This is a genomic window from Mycobacterium sp., assembly GCF_035274705.1.
Lineage (GTDB): Bacteria > Actinomycetota > Actinomycetes > Mycobacteriales > Mycobacteriaceae > Mycobacterium.
On record NZ_DATENY010000088.1, the window covers coordinates 39245 to 61678 of the forward strand.

A 22434-nucleotide genomic window follows, 5' to 3' on the forward strand; every position below is an offset into this window, starting at 1 on the left:
CCCCGCTGTGGTCGCACGCATTCGGCTCCGCGAGCACGCGATCGTCATCAATCCGAATGCTCACGCCTATGCGCATCCGCCACGCACGCGACTCCTGCTGCGCTGCAGCGGCATTAGAGGTCTTGACCGACTCCGCGGCCAAGACCGGGGCGCACTATCCCACCCGCGCGCGTCGGTATGCGGAAAGTCCGTGTCCCACGTCATGCGCACCCCTTTGTGGGATGGTCCGACTATCGCGCGTTCACGGAGTCTGCGGCGGGATCAGCATGCTCTGCCAGGTTCTCTCCGGCGGGGCGCTTTGACTGAGGTTGCCCTGGGTGTACACCCGGCCGTCGGGCCCGGTGTAGCGGCCTGAAGCCGTGTCGTAATAAGCGGTGGCGATCGGCGGCAGCGGCGGCGGTGGTGGTGCTGCCGAGCCTGGCGGTAGCTGCGGGATGCCTTGGCCGGACAGCGTAGCGTTTGGGTCGCCCTTCCAGTTGAAGCCGTCGTTGAGCGGCACATAGTTCTCGTCGCTCTCGCACATCTTGGCCGTGGGAGCTCGCTTTCCCGGGCGCGTTTCGCACGGGATGTTGCGGGCGCCGCGAACGTATAACGGTGAGTCCTGCGGGATTCTGCAGTACAGGTCGCCCTCTGGACGATCCGGGTAGTCCTGCACACTCGGGGATAGCATTTGCTGCGGGGGTAGGAAGCCGGTGGTGCACGGCGGGGGTAGGTTCAGATTGAAACTGAAATTCAGCCGGATGCCCTTGTACGTGCTGTCCGTCGGGGCGTCGGCTAGCAGCGCCCCTTGCTGCAGATGCACACCCATGGGCAGCAGTACCAATATCTGTTCGAGGTCCGCCTGGTAGGTCACCAGCACAGGCGCCACGCTGACGAGGTTTGCCAGTACGATCGGCAGCGTCGGCTGAAGCCGATCGAGCAGCTGACGCGCCTCGTCGGCTGCCCCCGGCCCGTTTTTGAGAATCCCCTGCACGTCGTTGTCGTGGGTCTGCAACTGGCTGGTGACGGTGGCCAGGTGTGCGGCCCAGGCCTTGACCGACTCCGATGTGTCGGTCTGGGTGTCCAGCAGCGGCGCGGAGTTATCCGCCAGATTGGTCAAGTCGCCCAGGTGCTTTCGAGCGTCGATGGCAAGTACGGTCGACCCTTTGACAAGCCGAAGGATTTCGGGACCCAGGCCGGCGAAAGCCTTGTAGGACTCGTCGATCACGGTCTTGAGGTTGTCGCCCGGGATGGCCTGCAAGCCCCGGTTGGTCGCATCGAGCAGCGAGTTGACATCCGGTGGCACCGATGTCCGATCCCGAGAGATCACATCACCGCCCTTCAGTGGCGGCGAGGTGTCGTTACGCGGCACCAGCTCCACGTACTGCTCGCCGACGGCTGTCTGGCTGTGCACCTCCGCGTCGAGATCAGACGGAATCGGGATGTCCGACTTCAACGACAGTGCAGCCTCCACACCGTTTTTGGTGAGGCGAACGTCTTTGACTTGGCCCACTTCAACGCCTAGGTACGTGACGTTGCTGCGTTCGTACAGGCCGCCCGACCGGGGCAAATGAACGGTAACGTCATAGCGGCCGGCGTCCAAGAGGTTGGGCAGGCGGATGTAGTCCAGTGCCAGGATCAGCAACGCGGTCGGGGCAATGATAGAGAAGACCACCAACTGAATGACGGTTCGCCTTCTCAGATGCAATCCGAACATCTCACCGTCCCTGGTCGAAACGGTAGGGAGCGAGCAACGGGTTGCCGGCGGTGTACGGGCTGGGAAGTTGGCCGATCGTGCGGCCCCACTGCAATTCCAGCTTGGTGAGGTCGCCCTCGAAGCGGGTGCCGGTCAACAACCCCGAATCCATCCGACTCAGCGTCAGATCGAACACCGCGTTGAAGTTGCCCAGGTCGCCCCGGAACCACTTCGTGACGTTTTCCTTGACCCACGGGAACGTGCTGAAGGAACTCAGCGAGCGAGTGAGCGCCGGGCCGGCGTCGGCCAGTGATTGCAGCACCGGCCCCAGCTGGTTGAGTTCCTTGACGATGCTGTCTTTGGTTCGGTTCACCGAGTCAGCGGTCACGGCACTGAACTTGCCAACCGAGTCGAACACGTCGGCGAGGTTCTTGCGTCGGTCCTTGAGCACCGATAGTGCATCGGGAATGGTCTTGAGCGCCTCGTCGAGAACCGGTTTCTGCTCAGCGATCTGGCCGGCCAGGTTGTTCAGGCTGTCGGTGGCGGCGATGATGTCATCAACCTGATCGTTGAGGTAGAAGATGAACTTGTCCAATTGTTCGATGAGGCTGCGCAGATCGTTCTCACGGCCGGCGAACGCGGTACTCAGCGCCTGCGTGATGTCTTGGATCTGACCGATCCCGCCGCCGTTGAGCAACATCGACACCGCCGCAAGGGTCTGTTCTGTTGTCGGATAGGCACTTCCGGACGACAACGGGATCAGCGACCCGGCGTGCAGCCTGCCCTCCGGAGCCACATTCTTCGCGGGCGCAAGCTCGACGTGTTTGGACCCCAGTAGGCTCGTTTGACCGATCGTGGCCGTGGAGTTGGCCGGAAGGTGCACGTCACCGTTGATGGTCATCGTCACCAGCGCATGCCAGCCCTGCCGTTCGATTCCGGTCACGGTGCCGACGGTGACATCCCCGACCCGGACGCGGGAATTGCGTTGAATGTTGTCGAGGTCCGGTAGTTGCGCCTGAATCGTGTAGGAACCCGGGCCACGGCCCTCGGTCCCCGGTAACGGCAGCGTGTTCGCCCCGCGCCAGCCGCAGCCCGACAGCCCGAGAACGATCACCAGTCCGAGTGCGGCCACACCGGCTGCCGACCGCCGGATCATGATCCCGCTCCGGATGGAATCATCATGCCCTGCAAGCCATCCGCCGGATTGGTCTGGTGCGCCTCGGCGGCCAGTGGAGCTCCGTCGGGAGGCAGCGCCGTGCTGGGCGGCGGTGCGCTCGGCGCGGGCTGGGGCGGAACATAGTCAGGGCGCAACCAGTCCTCGCTGTAGGTCAACTCGTTCGGACGCGCAGTCGCACCGACAATCGGGTTGAAACCCAAAGGCGGGAAGTTGTACTGGCGGTTCTTGACGATCGGAGCCAGGTACTGCGCGCACAGCTTCGCTGACTGCTCGGCGTTCAAGCGCGACGCGGCTTGGATGGCACCGCACAGGAACGTGATCGGGCTCGTAAAACTGTTCAGCACTGCTACACCGGATGCTGCGGCCTGGGCGGGGTGATAGACGTTGATGAAGTTCTGGATCGTGTTCGGAAACAGGTGAAGTGTCTGCTTGATGTCGTCGAGGCTCTCCACCACCGCGGTGCTCACCGACGCCAGCTTGTCTGACGTGGTCCCCAGCGTTTCCCGATTCGTGGCGACGAATTGCTGCACATCACCGACCACGGCATTGACATCGTGTACCGCATTGCCGATCTCGTCGGCGTCATTGGACAGCAGCGCCGTCGCGGCGGCCAGGTTCACATTCAACTCTCGGATGACGTCGGCGCTGTTCTCCAGCGCCGACACTACGATCGACAGATTCCTGACGCTGCTGAAGATGTCATTGCTGTGATCACCCAACGCCGAAAACGCCTGTGCCAGTTCGATGACGGTCTGCCTGAGATTCAAGCCTTGACCGCGCACGTTATCCGCCGCGGTGTTGACCAAGGCGCCCAATGTGCTGACACCACCGGGTTGCGTCGGTTCCAGTGTCGCGGTGAGCCTTTCGAATTGCTTGCGCAAATCGTCCCATTCCACCGGAACCGCCGTGCGGTCCTGCGGGATCACGGCGCCCTCAGCCATCACGGGTCCGCCGGTGTAGGCCGGAGTCAGTTGAATGGCGCGCGCAGGCACCAGCGCCGGCGACAGCACGACGGCTTTCGCGTCGGCCGGCACCTTCTGACTGCCGTCGTACCAAAACCCGATCTTGACGCGGGTGCCCTTGGCCTCGATCTGGTCGATCTTGCCCACGGGAATGCCGAGGATCTTCACATCGTCGCCGACGAAAACGCCTGTGCTGTTGGCGAAATACCCCACCACGTGGATGCGTTTGAACTCGCCACCTGGCCTCAGCACAACGAACACCCCCGCTATCAGCACCAGCACCAAAGCGGTAGCCAGACCGACCCTTAAGCGTCGTGTCCTCACTGTTGACCCCCTTCGTGCGCCGGTGGTGCGGTCGCGGTGGCTGATGGGAACAACACCGGTGAGGGCGTGGGCTGCGGTGTGGACTGCATGCCGGGCGGCGCAAGCGCGGGTGGCCCTGGCGGCGGTCCGCCGGGAGGCGGCGCGGGAAGCGGGGGACGGTACGGGTAGCGGGGGTCACCCGGATTGCCCGTGATTGCGTCGGGCAGGGTCAGATTCGGCGGACCGCCCTGACCAGTCCGTGGATATGGCACCGGAAGTGCCGGCGTGCCCGGCTGGCCCACCTGCGGATCGGTGAGCTGCGAGGGCAGCAGAACGTTGGGGTCCAAGCCGAGATCGGAGAACGCGGCATCGACGAACGGCTGCAAGAACTGCCCGGGCAGAAGATTGGCGATGTAGGACATGAAGAACGGGCCCGCCGCCGCCGATTCGCCCAGCGACATGACATACGCGTTGAGCAGCTTGACGGACTTCTGCACCTGCTCTTTGCGGTTGTCGACGATCGTGAGGACGCCGTTCAGTTTGTCGAGTGCAGGTTTGAAGGTGTCACGGTTTTCAGCGATGAAACCTTTGACCTGGCTGGCAAGCGCCGACACGTTGGTGGAGATCTGGTCTAGTGCCGCGCTTTGCTCTTGCAGCGCAGCCAGCAGGGCATTGGTGTCAGCGACCAGTCCGACCACTTGATCGCTGCGCTCCGCCAAGACCGCGGTGGTCTTGTTCGCGTTGGCCAACAGATTGCGTAGCTGCTCGTCTCGTCGGTTCACGGTTTCGGAGAACCGGGTAATTCCCTGCAGCGCCACCTTCAACGCGGGCGGGGTGTCTTTGAACGTCTCAGACAGCGTTGCCAGAGATTGGGACAGCTGGTCGGTTTTGAGTCCGCTGATGGTCAGCGCCAGATCGCCGAGGGCATCGGGCAGCTGATAGGGCGACTGTGTCCGGTCGAGGGGGATCGGTCCGGGCAGTCGGCCCTCGCCGCGCGGGGTGAGCTCGAGGATCTTCGCGCCCAGCACGGTGCGGGTCTTGATGGCCGCCTCGCTGCGGTCACCGAGCCGAATGTCTTTGTCGACGTTGAACGTGACCACCACCCGCGCGCCGTCCAGGCGCAGGCTGTCCACCTGACCCACTCGCATCCCCGAAACCTGCACCGCCGCACCCGGAATCAAGCCGCCGGCTTCGGCGAAGTAGGCCGAGTAATGCTTGTCCTGGTTGACAAACGGCACCTTGTCGTAATTCAGCGCCGCCACGACGGCGGCGATCGTCAATCCGACCCCGACCGCCCCGATCATCAGCGAGTTGCGTTCCGCAAATGACTTCACTTGGGTGTGCACCGTCCGCTCCGCTGACCGACGACCTTGATGACCACGGGCTGGCCCCCTTTGCCATTGACTTTCAGGAGTAGGTCGCAGAGATAGAAGCCGAAGAAGCCGCCATAAAGCCCCTGCCTGGCGAGTGCTTGGTAGGCCTCGGGCAGCGTTGCGAGGAGATTGTCCATATATTCGTGATCGGCCACCACGATCCCCGCGCTGCGGTCGGTTTCATGGACGACCTTTTGCAGGGGTGCACGGGCCTGGGCCAGCAAGTCGGCGATGGAGCCCGCGGCGGCGTTGGTGTACGCCACCGAATTGCTGATGTCCTGCTTGTGCTCGGCCAGGGTGGAAACCAGTTGCGACAACGAGTCGACCGCCTTGGCGAACTGCGTGTTCTGGTCGCTCAGTGACCCCAGCACCGTGTTCAGGTTGGTGATGACCGCTCCGATGAGCTGATCACGGTCAGCGAGCATGTTCGTCAGGGTGGCGGTCTGCTCGAAAAACGAGCCGATCGCTTCACCTTGACCCTCGAAGGCATCGATCAGCTGGCCCGATAATGCGTTGATCTGATCGGGATCCAGCGCACGGAACAACGGCCGGAAGCCACCGATCAACGCATCCAAATCGAGGGCGGGCGACGTGTTCGCGAGCGGGATGGTGTCACCGGGCTTGAGTTTGTCGGTACCGCCCGTACCCTCTTCTAGCGCCAGGTAGCGTCCGCCGACCAAGTCGTCGTAGCGGATGACGGCCCGGCTGCCCGCCGTCAGCACCACCGAATCGTCCGTGCCGAACTCCACCGACACTGTGGTGTCCGGCTGCAGCGAAAGGTGTTTGACCTTGCCGACTTCCACGCCGGCGATGCGGACGAAGTTGCCCTCCTCAAGCCCGGACACGTTGGAAAACTCTGCCGTGTACAGGGTTTCGCGCTGGAAGCGCAGCTGGGCGAATATCGCGAACACCGCACCCATGAAGAACAGGCAAACCGTAACGAAGACGCCCACCCGCCAGATGATTCCTGCCAGTTTGTTTCTCATCACTGTTGCCCGCTCACTACTGGTGGCCCTTCACTTGCGCCCGGGTCTGATGCAAGTGGTGCCGGCTGTGACGGTGGCGGCGCCACCGGCGGTGCAAACGGTTCCGCGCCTGGGGGTGGGTGTGACGGATCCGGCGGTGGCGAATCCGAGGGCACCCCCGGCGGCAGACCCGGGAACAAGGGTGTGCCGTCCGGCGCGTACCACGGAGCGCGGTAGGGCGGCCCACCCGGGTAAGCCGGTGCCGGACCGGGCGCGGGACCACCCGGGTAGCGAATACTCGGCGGCTCAGGCACCGCGCGAGTGACCGGAAAATAGTTGGCCCAGCCGGGAAAACCGATGCCGGGGTTGGGCCGCCAATCCATCCCGGTACCAAAGCCGGTGTTGGTGACCAGTTGCCGCACCGGCCAGTTCTTGGCGACATCGGGCAACGAACCACACCCCGGTTTGCCGTCCGGACCACCCTTGGCTCCGATGATCGGCAGGTTGTCCGGGTATCGGTATGGGTCGTGGCCCCACTCAATTCCGGCGGAAGAGATTGCCGCATAACCGTTCTGGCCCCCGGCGACGTTGTCCACCCGGTATTTGGTCAGTGTCGTATAACCTCCCACCAACGCGCAGGTGTACTCGGGGTTGTACTTGAGCAGCAATGCCGTCGTCGGCTCGAGATCGTTGACCCCGCGGACGAAGTTGTCCTCGTTGGGGCCAAGCAAGTTGATACCGCTGTGTGACAACCCAATGACGTTGATCAGCAGCGCATCCAGTTCAGCAGCATGGCTGGTGACGGTCCTGCTGGTCGTGCTGGCGGTGTTCAGTACCGTCATGATGTTCTGGGCTGCTGCGCTGTAGGTGTCGCTGAAACCCTTCAACGATCGCCAGTCGCGCCGGATCGTCTCGGCACGCGGATTCAGCTCCAACAGAACCTGATTCGCATCGGTGATCGCCTCGCCGAGCGATTGTCCTTGCCCGCGCAGACCCTCAGACAGGGCCGCCAGGACGGCGTTGAGTTTGGCCGGGTCGATTTGCTTCAGCAAGCCGACCAGGTTCTGGAAGACAGTGTTCACCTCGGTCGACACGTTCTGCGACGGGATGACCGCACCAGCAGCGAGTGGCTTGGGACTGGGGTCATCGGGGAAGATCAGGTCAACGTATTTTGCGCCGAATACGGTGGTGGCCCGGATCTGTGCCGCCACGTTGGCGGGGATGTACTCGAGTTGATCGGGGTAGATCTCGAGGTTGAGACGCACCGAGTCATACGCGTTGCGAATCTGGCTGACCTTGCCTACCTGGACGCCGCGCAACTTCACCTTGGCGTCTGGCTCCATCACCAGACCTGCCCGATCCGAGGTCACCACAACCGGCACCATGGAGTCGAATGTGCCGGTGAACCGCGCCATCGTGGCAAGCACGAACACCACCATCAGCGCAATCAGGGTGATTCCCCACCAGGTGGGGTGCAACCGGCGTTTCTTTCTCGTTTCCACGCCGCTATCCCGAGAGATTGAAGTTGCCGGATGGGCCGTAAATGGCCAGCGAGACGAGCAACAAAACGGCGACCATCGTGACGAGTGAGGTGCGCACCGCGCGTCCGACGGCTTCGCCCACACCAGCGGGACCGCCGGAGGCGGTGAACCCGTAATAGGTGTGCACCAGCATCACGACGATGCCGAGCACCACTGCCTGCACCAACGACCAGAGGAGATCAATGGGATTGAGAAACGTATAGAAGTAGTGATCGTAAACGCCGGTCGATTGGCCGTATATCGTCGTCGTCCCGACTCGGGTGGCGATATACGCCCCCAGTACCCCGACGGCATACAGCGGAATCACCACGATGACCCCGGCCACCAATCGGATCGAGCACAGGTATGGGACCGCCCGGATGCTCATCACCTCGAGCGCGTCGATCTCCTCGCTGATTCGCATGGCGCCCAATTGCGCCGTCGCGCCGGCGCCGATCGTGGCGGCCAGACCGATACCGGCCACCAACGGCCCCAGGACCCGGGTGTTGAGGATGGCCGACGTGAACCCGGCCAAGGCATCCACACCGACCTGCTGTAGCTGCGGGTAAAGCTGAATCGCGATCAGTGAACCCGTCGACAACGTCAGCAACCCGAGGATGACGATCGCGCCACCGAGCAACGCCAGCGCGCCGACTCCGAGACTCATTTCGGCGATCAGCCGCAGCAGCTCGCCGGGATACCTGACGATTGCATACCCACAGCCTCGAATCGTCTCGGCGTAAAACTGGGCCTGCCGGGAGAACCGGTTCCAGCCTTGCCCTGTGTCGACAACCGCCCGCCGCAGTCCGGGATGAAGAGTGCTTGGCGCTGCTTGCGTCACATCGTTGCCTTCACTCCGACAGCCGTGGCGATCACGTTGATCACGAACAGCGCCAGGAACGTGTACACCACGGTTTCGTTCACCGCGTTGCCGACTCCGGCCGGTCCGCCACCCACCGACAGGCCCTTGTAGCAGGCGATCAGACTTGCTGTCAGACCGAAGATCGCCGCCTTGATCAGGCCGGTGACCACCTCCGCTGCACCCACGAGCAGCGGCAGGCCGGCGACAAACGCTCCAGGTGTGATGTGCTGCAAGAAGACTGAGAAAAGAAACGCACCGATGATCCCGACCATCGTCACCACCGACACCAGCAAGATCGAAACCAGCGCCGTAGCCAGCACCCGGGGAACCACAAGCGCTTGAATCGGGTTGATGCCGAGCACGCGCATCGCATCGATCTCCTCGCGGATGGTACGTGCGCCGAGATCGGCGCACATCGCGGTCGCGGCCGCGCCCGAGATCACCAGAACGGTCACGACTGGGCCGCCCTGCGTCACCGCGCCAAGCGCAACACCCGTGCCGGAGAAGTCGGCCGCCCCGAACTCAACGAGGAGGACGTTCAGCGTGTACGTCGCGAGCACGACAAGTGGGAAAGCCATGAATATCGTCGGCACGATCGATACTCGTGCCACGAACCAGGTCTGATACAGGAACTCCCGCCACGCCCACGGTGGCCGGAACATCATGACGACGGTGTCGAGGCACAACGCGAAAAAGTCGCCAACGGCACGGACCGGAGTACCAACGCCGCTCGGAGCTGTCACGGTGTGACTTCCGCGCCCGCGTAGGCGAATGATGCGCCCATTTCTTCATGCACGCACTCCGGAAGCGGCGCGCTCACCGCGCGTCGGCGGTGCGGCGCCGATCGAGCTCCAGTTGCTCCAGCACTTCGTGGTGGACCTTCAAGCGGACCACTGGCCCCTCGTTGTATCGGGATTTCTGGATCAAGTCGGTCGATTCCCTTTTGATCCCAGCGCCGAATGCGCAGCATTTGACTCGCTTCCCTCGATGTGACCTAACCCACTTTCCGTCGGGTTCGTGGCTGGAGTCTCGCCAATGCGTGCCACGAATGTCTTCGCTGAGTGCCAACCTGCTGCAAGCCACCACGAGCGCTGACACGCACGAACCCGACCCGAGGCTCGTTCCGACCGTCCGCTCAAATCCCACGCGAGCTGCTGGAATGTCGCAGGTCGGCTGCTGAGCATGTAGGTGACCGACGTCAGCCCGCCGGATCCCGCCCGTCAGTGCCGGCGATTGGATCGGTCAGCACATATTGCGACTTCGCCGGCCCGCTGGGCGTTTCCACGAGCCCGCCCGGTCGGGGCCTTAGGAAGGCAACTGACTGTGCGTCAATGGATTTGGGTACCCGATCCGCGGCGACGCGCATGCCAGCGAGGGCGAAAGGCTCGTCGAAGTGGTGGCCGACAAGGCGAATGTCGAAGTGCCGCCCTGACTTCGAACCGCTCACTCGCACCAAGTGGGCCAGACGCGGGGATCCCAATGCACTGGTGGGTGAATCGAGGGCGCGGCCCCGCTTTAACCCCAAGGCACACTTGGCAATCGCGCAGCTATGCGGTTTAGCCAGTACCGCATTGACTGTGGTGCGCCGCGGAACCGGGTGTGAGGATGAGCTTTTACCTCGCGCCCGTCGGCTAGACGCGGTTGCCCGCACCCGCGGTATTGCTTTGGCGTAGCACGACAACGCAGGGCCCAATCGTTGGCACGCCGGGACGCAGACCTGGCCCCCGAGCCCGGTTAGCGTCACCAGTGCCCCACGCCGAGAACTCGCTTGTCGTCAGATCTGGAGTTGCAGTGGAACCTTTCTGGGTGCCGGCCGCCGACGTATCCGACACGGTCATCGATCGCTTCGCCGTGTTCGCGTCACGCCGATATGGTGTGGCCGCCGGCAGCTACCGCGAGCTTTGGGCGTGGTCGGTGCACAGCCCCCAACAGTTCTGGCCGGCGGTGTCTGAATTCTTCGAGGTGGACTTCGGCAGCCGCGATCAGGAAATCCACTACGGCCGAGACTTATTGGAGACCCAATGGTTTCCCGGGGCGACCGTGAATTACACACGCCAAATCTTGAGCGGTGCGCACGCCGGATCATGCGGCCAGGCAGTGGTCTCAGTCACCGAGGACGGACAGACCACGGCGCTGAGCTGGGACCAGCTACGTCAGTCGGTGGCCGGTTTCGCGGCGTGGCTGCGCCGCCACGACGTCCGTCAAGGGGATCGGGTCGTCGGTTATCTCCCGAACGGCTTGCATGCCATCGTTGCGTGCTTGGCCACGGTGGGCCTCGGTGCGGTGTGGTCGGCGTGCGGACAGGAGCTGGCCGCACGAGGCGCCGCAGACCGCTTCGCCCAGTTGGAACCTGCAATCCTGATCGCCGCCGATGGCCATCACTGGAATGGCCGAGCACGTAATCGCACAGCAGAAAGCATGGCGCTCAAGGAGATGCTGCCCTCCGTGCGCGCTGCAGCCTTTGCGCCACACCTGGGTTCTACGGTTCCTGAACCTGAATGGCACCCCTGGCCCGAGCCGGCCGAGGCGGCCATGGAGTGGCCATGGTTGCCATTCGATGCGGCATTGTGGATGTTGTTCTCGTCGGGAACAACCGGTGCGCCCAAGGCGATCGTGCACGGCCACGGCGGGGTGGTCCTAGAACACCTCAAAATCCTGGGACTGCATTTCGACTTGGGTTCCACCGACCGGTTCATGTGGCACACCACAACCAGCTGGATGCTGTGGAATCTGGTGCTGTCAGCACTGGCCACCGGGGCGACGATCGTAGTTTTCGACGGCAATCCCAGCTATCCGACGCCCGACAGGCTGTGGCAACTGGCCGCCGAGCAACGCGTCACCGTCCTCGGCACCAGCCCCGGATACTTGATGCAATGCGCCAAGGCAGGTGTGACTCCGGGCCGGGACCATGACTTGTCGGCGCTGCGCATTCTTGGCTCGACCGGCTCGCCGCTACCGGCACAAAGCTATCAATGGGTACGCGATCAGGTCAGCCCCACAGTGCAGGTCAACTCTGCGGCCGGTGGCACGGATATCGTCAGCGCGCTGGCGCTTGCCGCCCCGACTACTCCCGTGTGGGCAGGCGAAATATCCGCGCCCGCGCTGGGGGCCGCAGTCGAATCCTGGCTGCCCGACGGGCGAGCTGCCGCCCGCGGCGAAGTGGGCGAACTCGTACTGACCCGGCCGCTGCCGTCGATGCCGTTGCGGTTTTGGAATGACCCCGACGATGTGAAACTGCGCGAGACCTACTTCTCCCACTTTCCCGGCGTGTGGCGCCACGGCGACCTTGTCACCGTCACCGACCGGGACACCCTGGTGATCAGCGGGCGATCGGATGCCACCCTGAACCGGAACGGGGTCAGGTTGGGCACCGCCGAAATCTACGCCGCCGTCGAGCGGCTACCGCAAGTCAGCGAGGCCCTGGCCGTCGGAGTTGAACTGGCCGACGGCCGGTATTGGCTGCCGCTGTTTGTGGTGCTGACGCCCGAGGCGGCGCACACGACGACTCTCACCGAGACGATCAAGGCGGCCATCTGCGGCTACGCCTCGCCACGCCACCTGCCAGACGACATCATCGTGGTGCCCGCACTGCCCCACACCAAGACAGGTAAGAAGCTCGAGGTGCCCGTCAAGCGACTGCTGCAAGGCCGGCCCGCCGCTGAAGTCGCCAACCTGGAAACCGTCGATGACCCCGGCGCGCTGCGGTACTTCGAGAGATTTCGACCAGAACTCAGAGAAACATCACATGCCGACCACCTTGGCATGCCGTGACTATAAGTAGCTGCGGTCTTGGCACGCAGACACAACGCCAACGGCTGATGCCGGCGGTAGCATCATTTCTCCCTCGGGTAGCGAGAGGTGCCGCGGCGACCGTGGTCCGACGGGATGGTGTGCAATGAGGCTTGTAACGTTCCGCATCGGCGGCCGCGAGCGGCTGGGCGCTCAGCTCGACGACACTGCGGTACTGGACTTGGCGGCCGCCGCCGAACTGCACGACGGGCATATCCCTGAAGCATTCGCGGCCATGCAGGACTTCATCGACGCCGGGGCGGCGGCGCTCGAGTCGGCGGCTCGGCACCTGGCCAGCCCACCTGACGATGCGGTGCTGGCAATATCGTTGCTGCAGCTGTGCGCCCCGCTGCCTCGGCCCCGAAAAATCCGCGACTTCTCGTGCTTTGAAAAGCACCTCAGGCAGGCCGCCGAGGGCGCTGCCCGCCTGCTGGCCGCCCAAACTGGCGACCCCGACGGCGAGTACCAACGGATCCGGCACGACCACGGCTTAGACCGCATGCCCCCACCCGGGTGGTACGAGCTGCCGGTGTACTACTACTCCGACGTCACCACGGTCGTCGGCCCCGATGTGGCCGTTCAATGGCCCGCGTACTCCGACTGGGTTGACTACGAGATCGAGCTTGCCGCGGTGATCGGGAGGGCCGGCAAGGACATCGGCCACGCTGACGCCCTGGACCACGTTTTCGGCTACACCATTTTCAACGATCTCAGTGCCCGCGACGCTCAGCTCAAAGCGATGGGTACCGGGCTGGGCCCGGCGAAAGGCAAGGATTTCGACGGCTCCAACGTTCTGGGGCCCTGCATCGTCACCGCCGACGAAATCAACCCGTACGAGCTGACGATGACCGCGCGGGTCAACGGCGAGGAGCTTTCCCGCGGCTGTTCGTCGGAGATGTACTGGCGTTTCGAGGATTGCATCCACTACGCCGCTCAATCACAGACAATTCATCCCGGAGAAATCTTCTGCTCAGGAACAGTCGGCAACGGCTCGGCTATTGAACATGGACGCGCGATCAGCCGCGGCGACATCGTAGAAATCGAGATATCCGGAATCGGCGTGCTGCGCACATCGATTTTCTAGACCCAACCAACACGAGAGGACACTTCAGTGCCGCCAGTTAGAACCGCGCCCGGGACCATACCCCATATCCCACTTGCCGAATACCGAGATAAGTTCGCCGAGTTTTTCATCCTGGAGCGAAGCGATTCCGGGGTTCTAATGGCGCGGATGCATACGGACGGCGACTCTCTGGTCTGGGACTATCCGGTGCACCGCGCGATTCATCAGCTCACCACCTATGCCGGCCAAGACGTGGAGAACGAGGTATTCATCCTGGCGGGCAGCGGCCATAACTGGATGGCCGAAATTCGCCCCAGCGTGGAAGAGAACGCCCACAACAGGGCCTGGATGGCCTACGAGCACAACTACTACGACGGTGCCAACATGTGCGAGGGTTTGGTCTTCGACCTGGAAATACCGACGATCGGTGTCATCAACGGTCCCGGATTTCACACCGAGCTGGCGCTGTTGTGCGATCTGACCATCGCCTCAAACGACGCGGTCATCGTCGACCCGCACATCGCGATGAACTGGGTCCCCGGCGACGGCATCCAAATCGCATTGCGCGAAGCGATGGGCACCAAACGAGCCAACTACGCGATGCTCACCGCCGAACGTATCGACGCACAGAAGGCACTGCAGTACGGGTTGGTCAACGAGGTGGTCGACAAGACCGCAATCTATGACCGCGCTTGGGAACTCGGCGAACAACTGGCCAAGACCTCGCGAGTTGTGCGCCGAGTGACGACACAAGTCCTCCGCGCCCCGCTCAAGAATGTTGTCGCAAGCGAACTGCGACACGCCTTCGGAGCCGAGATGTTCGCTGCGCTGTCGACAGCGGCAATTCACGACGAGCGACTCGTAGACCAGATCATGACCGAAACCGGAGCGGAGATCAGCCGTGGGTCTCGCCGTTGACATTCGCGACGAGCGGATGCCGGACTCTGGCGTGCGTTGGCAGGTTGCACAGCGGCGGCGATCAGCAGCGCCCCGTCGAGAATTGCGCGACACGTGGGGGCCAGGTTGGCCCAATCACCCTGTGCCCGCCCGTTTTCAATAGAACGACCAAAGGAGCGTCATGACGTCCTCAACGATTGCCAGCAACGCAGGGGTACGGCCCGACCCTGTTTCACTGCAGGGTGAAATCTACTGGGCTGGACTCGACGGCATCGTCCCCCCGTGGCCGACCGATCTGACCGCGCTGGAACAGCTCGTCAAAGCCGAGCTGCCTGCTAAGGCATTTTGGTATGTGGCCGGAGGCGCCGGCACCGGAGGGACGATGCGCGCCAATCGGGAGGCCTTCGATCGGTGGCGAATCAGGCCGCGCATGCTGCGCGAAGCGACGCGACGCAAACTGGCGACCGAGATCTTGGGCACCCCCGCGGCAGCGCCGGTCCTTCTTGCCCCGGTGGGCGTGCTGTCGATTGTCCATCCCGATGCTGAGCTTGCCGTGGCGAGGGCAAGCGCATCGCTGGGATTGCCGATGATCCTGTCAACTGCCTCTTCCCACACCATTGAGGAGGTGGCCGAAGCATCCGATCAGGGTGGCGGTCAACGGTGGTTCCAGCTGTACTGGCCCAACGAGGACGCCGTCACCCTGAGCATCCTGCAGCGGGCGCGCCGCTCGGGCTACCGGACGCTGGTCGTCACCTTGGATACCTGGCAGTTGGGTTATCGGCCGCATGACCTCGACAGCGCGTACCTGCCATTCCTGTTGGGACAAGGCACCGCGATCCCATTCACCGACCCCGCTTTTTGCGCGGGTCTGCAACACCCGGTCGACGAGGACCTGCTGGCCGCCGTGCGCCGTTGGGTCCCCATGTTCACCGGCACCTCACTGGTCTGGGAAAAGTTGCCGTTCCTGCTCGACAACTGGGATGGACCCGTGGTCGTCAAGGGCGTCCAGCACCCCGAGGACGCGGCACGGGCGGTCGAAGCCGGGGTGGCCGGAGTGATCGTTTCCAACCACGGCGGTCGTCAGATCGACGGCGCGATGGCCTCTTTGGATGCCCTGCCGGGCATCGTCAGCGAGATCGGCGACAAGGCGGCGGTGATGTTCGACTCAGGGATCCGCACCGGCGCTGACGCCGTCAAGGCCCTTGCCCTGGGTGCCGATGCTGTTCTCGTCGGCAGACCCTACGTCTACGGGCTCGGGCTGGGCGGCGAAGCGGGCGTGCGCCACGTGCTGCGTTGCCTGCTCGCCGAAATCGACATCACGCTGGGTCTGGCAGGAATCAGCGCGGTGGCCGACCTCGACACGTCGCTGCTGATCCACACATGAGCCGCGAGAGGACTACGCCGTGGCGAACACCGGGCAGCAAGGGCACCTGACGCCGCCGGATGAAAACCACTCGCTCGCCGCTGACACTACAGCCGAGGGGCGAAGCCTGGCGGGTCCTGCCCTGGTCGACGAGTTCACCGACGCGAGTCTGCAACTGGCACAGGCGGATTCGATAGAAGCGCTATTACAGGCGTTGACATCGAGTACTCGCGAGCTGGTGGGCGCCGATTGCGGATATGCCTGCGTGGTCCAGGATGCAGCGCTGAGAATCGTTGCGCACGTAGGCATCCGCAACGCCGGAATGGTCGCCAACTGGCGACTACCCGTCGGGCAGGGCATCGGCGGTCGAGTCGTCACCAGCGGCACGACCCACGTGATCCGCGATTACCGCCGCGATCCCCGCCGCCTGCGGGGGGTGAAGTCGCTTGTCGATGCCGAACGCCTGATATCGGGGGTGGTGATTCCCATCGCCGCCAATGGTGAGCCCGTAGGCGCACTGTTTCTGGGTAACCGCTACCTGTGCGATCCGACACGGTGGCCGACCGAGTTGCTGGAAGCCCTTGTCGCACAAGCCGGATTCATGTTCGCACGATTGCAGAGTCAACACGATGAGGAAGCGGCTCATGCGCTGCTAGCTGAACAACACCAGCAGACGCAGTGGACCGAAATGGTCAGTCGTCAAATCTTGTCCTCGGCTGCCACCAGCGGCGGCCTGTCGGGGGCTGTGACGATGCTCGCCGAGCATCTGCACGCCTCCTGCGTCTTGCTCAACGACCGTGGACAGCCATTGGCCACGGCTGGTCAGGCCTACTCAGGCGACAGGGAGACGGTCGTCGAGATATGCGCCGACGATCGGTTCTTCGGAACGCTGCGGGCGCGAGGTAGCAGTGAACTCGGCCCCGCGGCCCGGCACCTACTCGAGCACATCGGCCCGGTGTTGGCTCTGGCGATTGAACGTGAACGCGCCGTCTATGACGCCGAACGCCGCCTCGGGGCAAGGCTTTTCGAAGACTTGATGTCTGAACGTGCGATTGACGAACCCACCGTGCGCCGACGCGCCCACCTGCTTGAGATCGACCTAACCGCTCCACGGGCGGTGATGGCGCTCGGCTTACACGCCCCTGGTATGCCGGCGGAAGGCACCGACCTGGCGGTCACGCCCGCAATCATTCGCTCAGTCGAGCAGGCCGTTGGACAAACAGGCGCCGCCATCACCGTGGAGCTGGAGGGCCGCGCCCTCGTTGTGGTGGTGGATATCGGCTCGCGCGATGAAGCTGACTTGGCCGGGTTGGCCCAACAGATTTTGTCCAGATCAACGGCACTGAGCGCCGGCCACACCCTGGTCGCCGGCCTGGGACGGCCGTGTCACCAGCTATTGGACTATCGACGCTCACGTGCTGACGCGGTCAGAGCGCTCGAGCTGGCGCGGGCACGGTCCGCGTGCGGACTGGTCGCATATGACCAACTGGGTCTGTTCGGTTTGCTCACCCCGGGCCTGGACGCGCGGGAACTGATTGCGATGTCACAACGGGTTCTGGCGCCTCTCTGGCAGGCCGACAATACCGGCGCCTACGTTGAGACGCTTTCGGCTTTCTTGGCGAACAACCGCAATCTGAAACCGACCGCCGCTGCCTTGCATGTGCACCCCAATACCGTGCGGTACCGCATAAGCCGTATTTCAAAACTGTTGGGTATCAGTCTGTCCGACGTAGACAGGCGGTTCACACTGGAGCTTGCGCTACGACTGCAGGATGCACTCAACGGGCTGGCCTCCCAGCCCGTTGAGCCGCCGCCATCGGGCAGCCACGGTGGCTGACCCGCAGCTATTCAGTGGTTTGCATCGGCCCGTAGAGCTCCAGAATCAGGCCCCACGGGTCGTAGAAGAAGCCCACTCGATAGCCGCCGGCCGGATGATCGGGAATGTCTTGATCGATGGGCTCGCGTTTGATCCGCACGCCGGCTTGCTTCAACCGCGCGAACTCAGCGTCAACGTCCTTGACGTGCCACGAAATGTGGTTGAGCCCCTGCCGGTGGATTTCGAAATCGCTTGTGGGTCCGGGCGGGTCGTACTGGTGGAACTCTATGCGACTGCCGCCCGGGACGATCAGTTGAGACACCCACACCGTGGAGCCCGGTATCCCAGAATGCGCATCAACAAGCGGACCTGACATGGCGTCAAGGCGCCATGCCTCTTTGAATCCCAGCACACCGACATAGAAGTCGCGGGCTTTATCAATGTCGGTTACACATATCCCGACGTGGTAGCCGATGAGCGATTCCCCTTCACCGGCCAGCGCCAAGCCGGTGTCAACGCTCTGGTGTGTCGATGCCATCATTTCTCCTCGTCAAGTGCTGTTTGGGGCTTACCGATTGAACTGTCATCCGACCCGTGGGGGAGCTTCTCCTTCCCAGTCGGGCACCCGCACTAGCAGGTTGAAAGCGGTGAACTGATCGTGGCCCTCCAGCAGGAGGCGAACCAGCAATGCGGCGAAGGCCTCCAAGTTGCGAGCCCGCACCAAGGCGCCGAAATCAAGGGGGTTACAGCCGATGCCCTTGACCAATTCGGCGACCAAGGCCTTGGCCGCGGGGTCGTCGCCGGCCATCGGAACGGTCAGCGGGTACCCATCGAACAGGATCGGCTCCATCGCCCACGTGCATGCTCGATTGAGGTTGAAGGCCTTGACTACTCGAGCGTCGGGTATTTCCGCCTGAAGTTCCTCCGCCAGTGAGGGCACTTCACCGGTGTAATGTGGCCGGCTGACCGGGCCGGCCATGTCGATGACGACTTTGCCCGCGAAGCTGTCTCGGCCCGCCTGGTCCAACGTCCAGGCGACTCCCTCGCCGCGAGCGCCGATCAGGACGGCGTCTGCGGCCGTGACGGCCTCGGTGAACCCCGTCGAGCGAGCCGGCTGGCCCAGCGAGGCTGCCAGTTCGTTCGCCTTGTGCGGGGTGCGTCCAGCGATCAGCAGCTCGTGTCCGCTGCGACTCCAGTGGCCGGCTAATGCGCTGGCCATGAGACCGGGACCTAGAATTCCCACTTTCATCTGAACTGATTCCTCACTGTGCCGCCGTTGCGTCCGCGATCCGATGGGTCCTGCGAGCTGAAAAGTAGCAGCGCCGCGCTTGAGGTGTCTTTAGCTCACTGCGCCAAAAGAAGTGGCCGCAATTGGGCTACCGATACCACCGAATACGAGCTCAGCGCCGCCCAGGCATCGACCGCGTTGTGCGCCTTTGTCTGTGACGTCTTTTGTGTGCCGCTCTTCATGAACGGCCAAACCCGTCGATGGCTTGTGACGGGGTCATGCACGCGCTCGGTTGCCGGTGTTACGGCCCGGCGGTCGCAAGCTCGCTGTACTGCAGCCGCAGTTCGCGCTTGAGGATCTTGCCGCTGGGATTCTTCGGCAGCGCGTCTGCCAAGACGATGTGCTTGGGGCATTTGTATCCGGCAAGATGCTGTCTGCAGTGTTGGCGGATGGCCTCGGGGGTAAGGCCAGCGCCGGGTTTGGGGACCACTACCGCGGTGACCGCTTCGATCCAACGCGGATCGGGAACGCCGAACACCGCGACTTCGGCCACGCCCTCGAGGCGGTAGACCATTTCCTCGACTTCCCTGCTTGCAACGTTTTCCCCACCGGTCTTGATCATGTCCTTCTTTCTGTCGACCACCGTGAGGTAGCCCTCCTCGTCGAGAACTCCCAGATCGCCGGAGTGCAGCCAACCGTTGCGGTAGGCGCGCGCGGAAGCCTGCTCGTCGCGGTAGTACCCGAATGCGGCGTGAGGGCTGCGGTGCACGATTTCCCCCACGACTCCCGGGGGAACCGGTCGATCATCCTGGTCGACGACCATTGTCTGAACGTTGATCGCCGCGCGTCCCGCCGAGCCGGCATGATTGATCTGCTCCTCGGGGCGCAATATCGTTGCCACCGGGGCCATCTCGGTTTGACCGTAGAAATTCCACCACCGCACACCGGGCAGCTTGACCATCAGCTCCTGCAGCACCTGCACGGGCATAGGGGAGGCGCCGTAGTACCCCTTGGTAAGCGTTGACAGATCCCAGCGGGCGAAGTCGGGATGGCGCAGCAGCGAGATCCACACCGTCGGTGGGCAAAACAGTTTCGTCGCTTTCTCATTGGCGACCGCGGACAAGATGGCGGCAGGCTCGGGCGCCCGAAGAATGACGTTGGTGGCGCCGACGTATACGCCAACGGACAAGAAGCAGTCCAACTGCGCACAGTGATACAGCGGCATGGAGTGGATTTCGATGTCATCCGGGCTGGCCTCACCGTCGATGGCGCATGAGTTGTACTGCGCTATCAGTGAACGCGAGGTCAGCACCACCCCCTTAGGGCGTGATTCGGTGCCCGAGGTGTACATCAATCGCAGCGGATCATCGTCGCTGACAACAACTTCGAGGTCGTCGGCGGGTCCCATCGTCCACCAGTCGTCCACATTCTCCCAGTCGTCGCGTGCTGCGCCGATGCAGCCCCGGACACCGTCAATGCCGGCCATCGTCATGGCCTGCTCGGCCACCGGAATGAGGACGTCTTCTGCGACCAGTGCGCTGGCTCCACTGTGGTTGAGGATGTAGGCCGCCTCGCTAGCGTTGAGCATGAAGTTGATCGGCACCAAAACAACGCCGAGTTTGGCGGCGGCAAAAGCCAGGATGACGTACTGCAGTGAGTTGTGCGACAACAGTGCCAGCCGATCACCCCGCGTTACGCCTCGGCTGCTCAAGGCGTGGGCGGCCCGATTCACCGCGACGTCAAACTCCTGGTAGCTCAGCCGCACGTCGCCTGCGACCAACGCGCTCTTGTTGGGATATCTCGCGGCGGTGCGACGCAGCAGGTCCCCGATACTGTGTTGGCGCGTACGGGCGATGAGATGTGCCGTCTCGGATGTCAGACCGTTGGTCATCGAACTCCTGTCTCCGTCGTCGCCGCCGGTCGCATTCTGATGCTTGCGAATGCTTGCGCGGTGCCGGTCGATTCTTGAATCAGATGTGGAAGACCGGTATTCCCGAATGCGCGTCGACACGCGGACCCGACATGGTTTCAAGGTGCGATGCTTTTGCGAACCCCGGCACCTCGACGTCGGAGTCGGCGGCCGTATCAATGCTTTCCATTGACGCTGATTCCTCACTACGCGCAGTTTGCGCCCGCGATCCGACGGCTCCTGCGGCTGAAAAGTAGCAGAGCCGACATTGGGGTGTCATTGGCTCACTGCGCCAAGAGAATCATCGCAATTGGGCTCGCCGTACCACGGCAATACCAGCTCAGCGCCGGCTTGACATCTAGCGCCGTTTGCTGGCCTGCCTGACCGCCATAGGGTGCTAGGTATATCGAACAAGGCGAATGGACCAGATTTCGAAAAGCTGTACCGCGACGAGCCGTCGGTGGCGTGTGGACCGTCGTCGCAATTCGTCAGTAGCGGGCGGGCCGTCCCCCTCGAACCACGCCAACATGATCGGTGCGTCGGTCCCCCGCACACCCATGCCGCGGCCGTCGCACCCGCGGTCAACTTGAGTGGGCGCATGCCCGCAGTTCCGCCACGTGGGACCGCAGCCTCGCGTGAATCCCACCACACGACCTAGCGTTCGACTAACCACCTAACAGCGATGTGAGGGAGGAGGGAGACCACTATGACGACAGTAAGTAGATCCACCGTGCCCCTGCCCGAAATCGGGGCGGCGGTCCGGCAGCTCCGGCACCACGATGTCTCGCCGATGTACCGACCGGAACTTCCGCTGTTCTTCCCCATGCCACACGTACAAGTGGAGAACATCTCCGATCGCGGGCCCGACGTCGAGGTCGGCGTCATCGCGAACATGTGGACGTTGCCGGAGCACTCAGGCTCCCATGTCGATGCGCCGAGCCATTTCTTTTCCGGCGGCAAGACCATCCACGAACTGCCCATTGACGCGCTGTTCTTCCAGCCCTTCAAGAAAATCGACCTCACCCCCGACGACCCGCAGCCAGGCGAACCGGTCAGCGAGGAGCAGTTGCGCGCCGCGGCCGAGCGCGCCGCTGTCTCGCTCGAGCCCGGCGACGTGGCCGTCATCGAGTTCGGCTGGGACCGCTACCTGCCCGGCGGCGAGGCAGGCAAGGACGAGACGTGGTGGGGGCTGAACGAACCCGGCCTATCCGACGACGCCTGCGAATATCTGGCGAATGCAGGAGTCTCGGCCGTCGCGTGTGACACCTCGGCCTGCGATTTTTCCATCCTGAACGGCGAGATGTCCGGCGGATCCGGCCACACCCGTTGGTTCCTCCCCCAAGGCATCCTCATCGTCGAGGGCCTGACACGGTTGTCGGAGGTCCCCGCGACAGGCATGTTCGTGGCACTCCCCCTCAAGCTGGAGAACGGCAGCGGGTCGCCGCTGCGCGTCCTGCTCTTGACCGAATGACGAAGGTGTCCATCAAGACACGCCGTTTCACCTGAGCCTCATATACTGCGATCTCCCGCAA

General features: G+C 63.4%; 18 protein-coding genes. 6 read left to right on the forward strand and 12 right to left on the reverse strand.

The window, feature by feature from the left end; translation table 11 throughout:
• Window positions 1-241: 241 nt before the first annotated feature.
• Genes VJV41_RS18910 through VJV41_RS18945 form a run of 8 tightly spaced genes read right to left on the reverse strand, consistent with a single transcriptional unit; the run spans window position 242 to window position 9580 of the window.
• Window positions 242-1687 (reverse strand): MlaD family protein, encoded by a 1446-nt coding sequence (locus VJV41_RS18910; protein ID WP_325336494.1) that lies wholly within the window; start codon window positions 1685-1687, stop codon window positions 242-244.
• Window positions 1688-1697: 10 nt separating this feature from the next.
• Window positions 1698-2831, reverse strand: coding sequence for a virulence factor Mce family protein (locus tag VJV41_RS18915; protein WP_325336435.1), 1134 nt, complete (start codon window positions 2829-2831; stop codon window positions 1698-1700).
• Window positions 2828-4138: an MCE family protein gene (locus VJV41_RS18920; RefSeq protein ID WP_325336438.1), complete on the reverse strand. Its 1311-nt coding sequence runs from the start codon at window positions 4136-4138 to the stop codon at window positions 2828-2830. Before VJV41_RS18920 ends, VJV41_RS18915 begins: the two co-directional genes overlap by 4 nt.
• Window positions 4135-5451, reverse strand: coding sequence for an MCE family protein (locus tag VJV41_RS18925; protein WP_325336440.1), 1317 nt, complete (start codon window positions 5449-5451; stop codon window positions 4135-4137). The genes VJV41_RS18920 and VJV41_RS18925 overlap by 4 nt, the downstream gene beginning before the upstream one ends.
• Window positions 5448-6476 carry a virulence factor Mce family protein gene (locus VJV41_RS18930; RefSeq protein WP_325336442.1) on the reverse strand — a complete coding sequence of 343 codons (1029 nt, stop codon included), beginning with the start codon at window positions 6474-6476 and terminating at the stop codon, window positions 5448-5450. The genes VJV41_RS18925 and VJV41_RS18930 overlap by 4 nt, the downstream gene beginning before the upstream one ends.
• Window positions 6476-7957: an MCE family protein gene (locus VJV41_RS18935; RefSeq protein WP_325336444.1), complete on the reverse strand. Its 1482-nt coding sequence runs from the start codon at window positions 7955-7957 to the stop codon at window positions 6476-6478. The genes VJV41_RS18930 and VJV41_RS18935 overlap by 1 nt, the downstream gene beginning before the upstream one ends.
• Before the next feature lie 4 nt (window positions 7958-7961).
• On the reverse strand, window positions 7962-8816 hold the full coding sequence (locus tag VJV41_RS18940) for an ABC transporter permease (protein ID WP_325336446.1): 855 nt from the start codon (window positions 8814-8816) through the stop codon (window positions 7962-7964).
• Window positions 8813-9580 carry an ABC transporter permease gene (locus VJV41_RS18945; RefSeq protein WP_325336447.1) on the reverse strand — a complete coding sequence of 256 codons (768 nt, stop codon included), beginning with the start codon at window positions 9578-9580 and terminating at the stop codon, window positions 8813-8815. The genes VJV41_RS18940 and VJV41_RS18945 overlap by 4 nt, the downstream gene beginning before the upstream one ends.
• 1048 nt (window positions 9581-10628) lie before the next feature.
• Here VJV41_RS18945 and VJV41_RS18950 point away from each other — a divergent pair.
• The 5 genes from VJV41_RS18950 to VJV41_RS18970 all read left to right on the forward strand — a co-directional run bounded on the left by VJV41_RS18950 (window position 10629) and on the right by VJV41_RS18970 (window position 17786).
• The gene (locus tag VJV41_RS18950; RefSeq protein WP_325336449.1) at window positions 10629-12608 is read left to right on the forward strand and encodes an acetoacetate--CoA ligase; all 1980 of its coding nucleotides are present in this window, start codon (window positions 10629-10631) and stop codon (window positions 12606-12608) included.
• A 124-nt stretch (window positions 12609-12732) separates the two neighbouring features.
• Window positions 12733-13710 (forward strand): fumarylacetoacetate hydrolase family protein, encoded by a 978-nt coding sequence (locus VJV41_RS18955; RefSeq protein ID WP_325336451.1) that lies wholly within the window; start codon window positions 12733-12735, stop codon window positions 13708-13710.
• A 147-nt stretch (window positions 13711-13857) separates the two neighbouring features.
• A complete protein-coding gene (locus VJV41_RS18960; RefSeq protein ID WP_325336453.1) occupies window positions 13858-14607 on the forward strand; it encodes an enoyl-CoA hydratase/isomerase family protein in 750 nt (249 codons plus the stop codon).
• A gap of 160 nt (window positions 14608-14767) precedes the next feature.
• A complete protein-coding gene (locus VJV41_RS18965; RefSeq protein WP_325336455.1) occupies window positions 14768-15970 on the forward strand; it encodes an alpha-hydroxy-acid oxidizing protein in 1203 nt (400 codons plus the stop codon).
• A gap of 19 nt (window positions 15971-15989) precedes the next feature.
• A complete protein-coding gene (locus VJV41_RS18970; RefSeq protein ID WP_325336457.1) occupies window positions 15990-17786 on the forward strand; it encodes a helix-turn-helix domain-containing protein in 1797 nt (598 codons plus the stop codon).
• 7 nt (window positions 17787-17793) lie between these two features.
• Here VJV41_RS18970 and VJV41_RS18975 read toward each other — a convergent pair whose 3' ends face one another.
• The 4 genes from VJV41_RS18975 to VJV41_RS18990 all read right to left on the reverse strand — a co-directional run bounded on the left by VJV41_RS18975 (window position 17794) and on the right by VJV41_RS18990 (window position 21092).
• Window positions 17794-18303, reverse strand: coding sequence for a VOC family protein (locus VJV41_RS18975; RefSeq protein ID WP_325336459.1), 510 nt, complete (start codon window positions 18301-18303; stop codon window positions 17794-17796).
• A 45-nt stretch (window positions 18304-18348) separates the two neighbouring features.
• Entirely contained in the window at window positions 18349-19014 is a 666-nt protein-coding gene (locus tag VJV41_RS18980) for an NADPH-dependent F420 reductase (RefSeq protein WP_325336461.1), read from the reverse strand.
• 280 nt (window positions 19015-19294) lie between these two features.
• Window positions 19295-20884: a fatty acyl-CoA synthetase gene (locus VJV41_RS18985; RefSeq protein WP_325336463.1), complete on the reverse strand. Its 1590-nt coding sequence runs from the start codon at window positions 20882-20884 to the stop codon at window positions 19295-19297.
• Window positions 20885-20963: 79 nt separating this feature from the next.
• Window positions 20964-21092 carry a hypothetical protein gene (locus tag VJV41_RS18990; RefSeq protein WP_325336465.1) on the reverse strand — a complete coding sequence of 43 codons (129 nt, stop codon included), beginning with the start codon at window positions 21090-21092 and terminating at the stop codon, window positions 20964-20966.
• Between the two features lie 516 nt (window positions 21093-21608).
• Between VJV41_RS18990 and VJV41_RS18995 the strand changes: the two genes are divergently transcribed.
• On the forward strand, window positions 21609-22373 hold the full coding sequence (locus tag VJV41_RS18995) for a cyclase family protein (RefSeq protein ID WP_325336466.1): 765 nt from the start codon (window positions 21609-21611) through the stop codon (window positions 22371-22373).
• The last annotated feature ends 61 nt before the right edge of the window (window positions 22374-22434 follow it).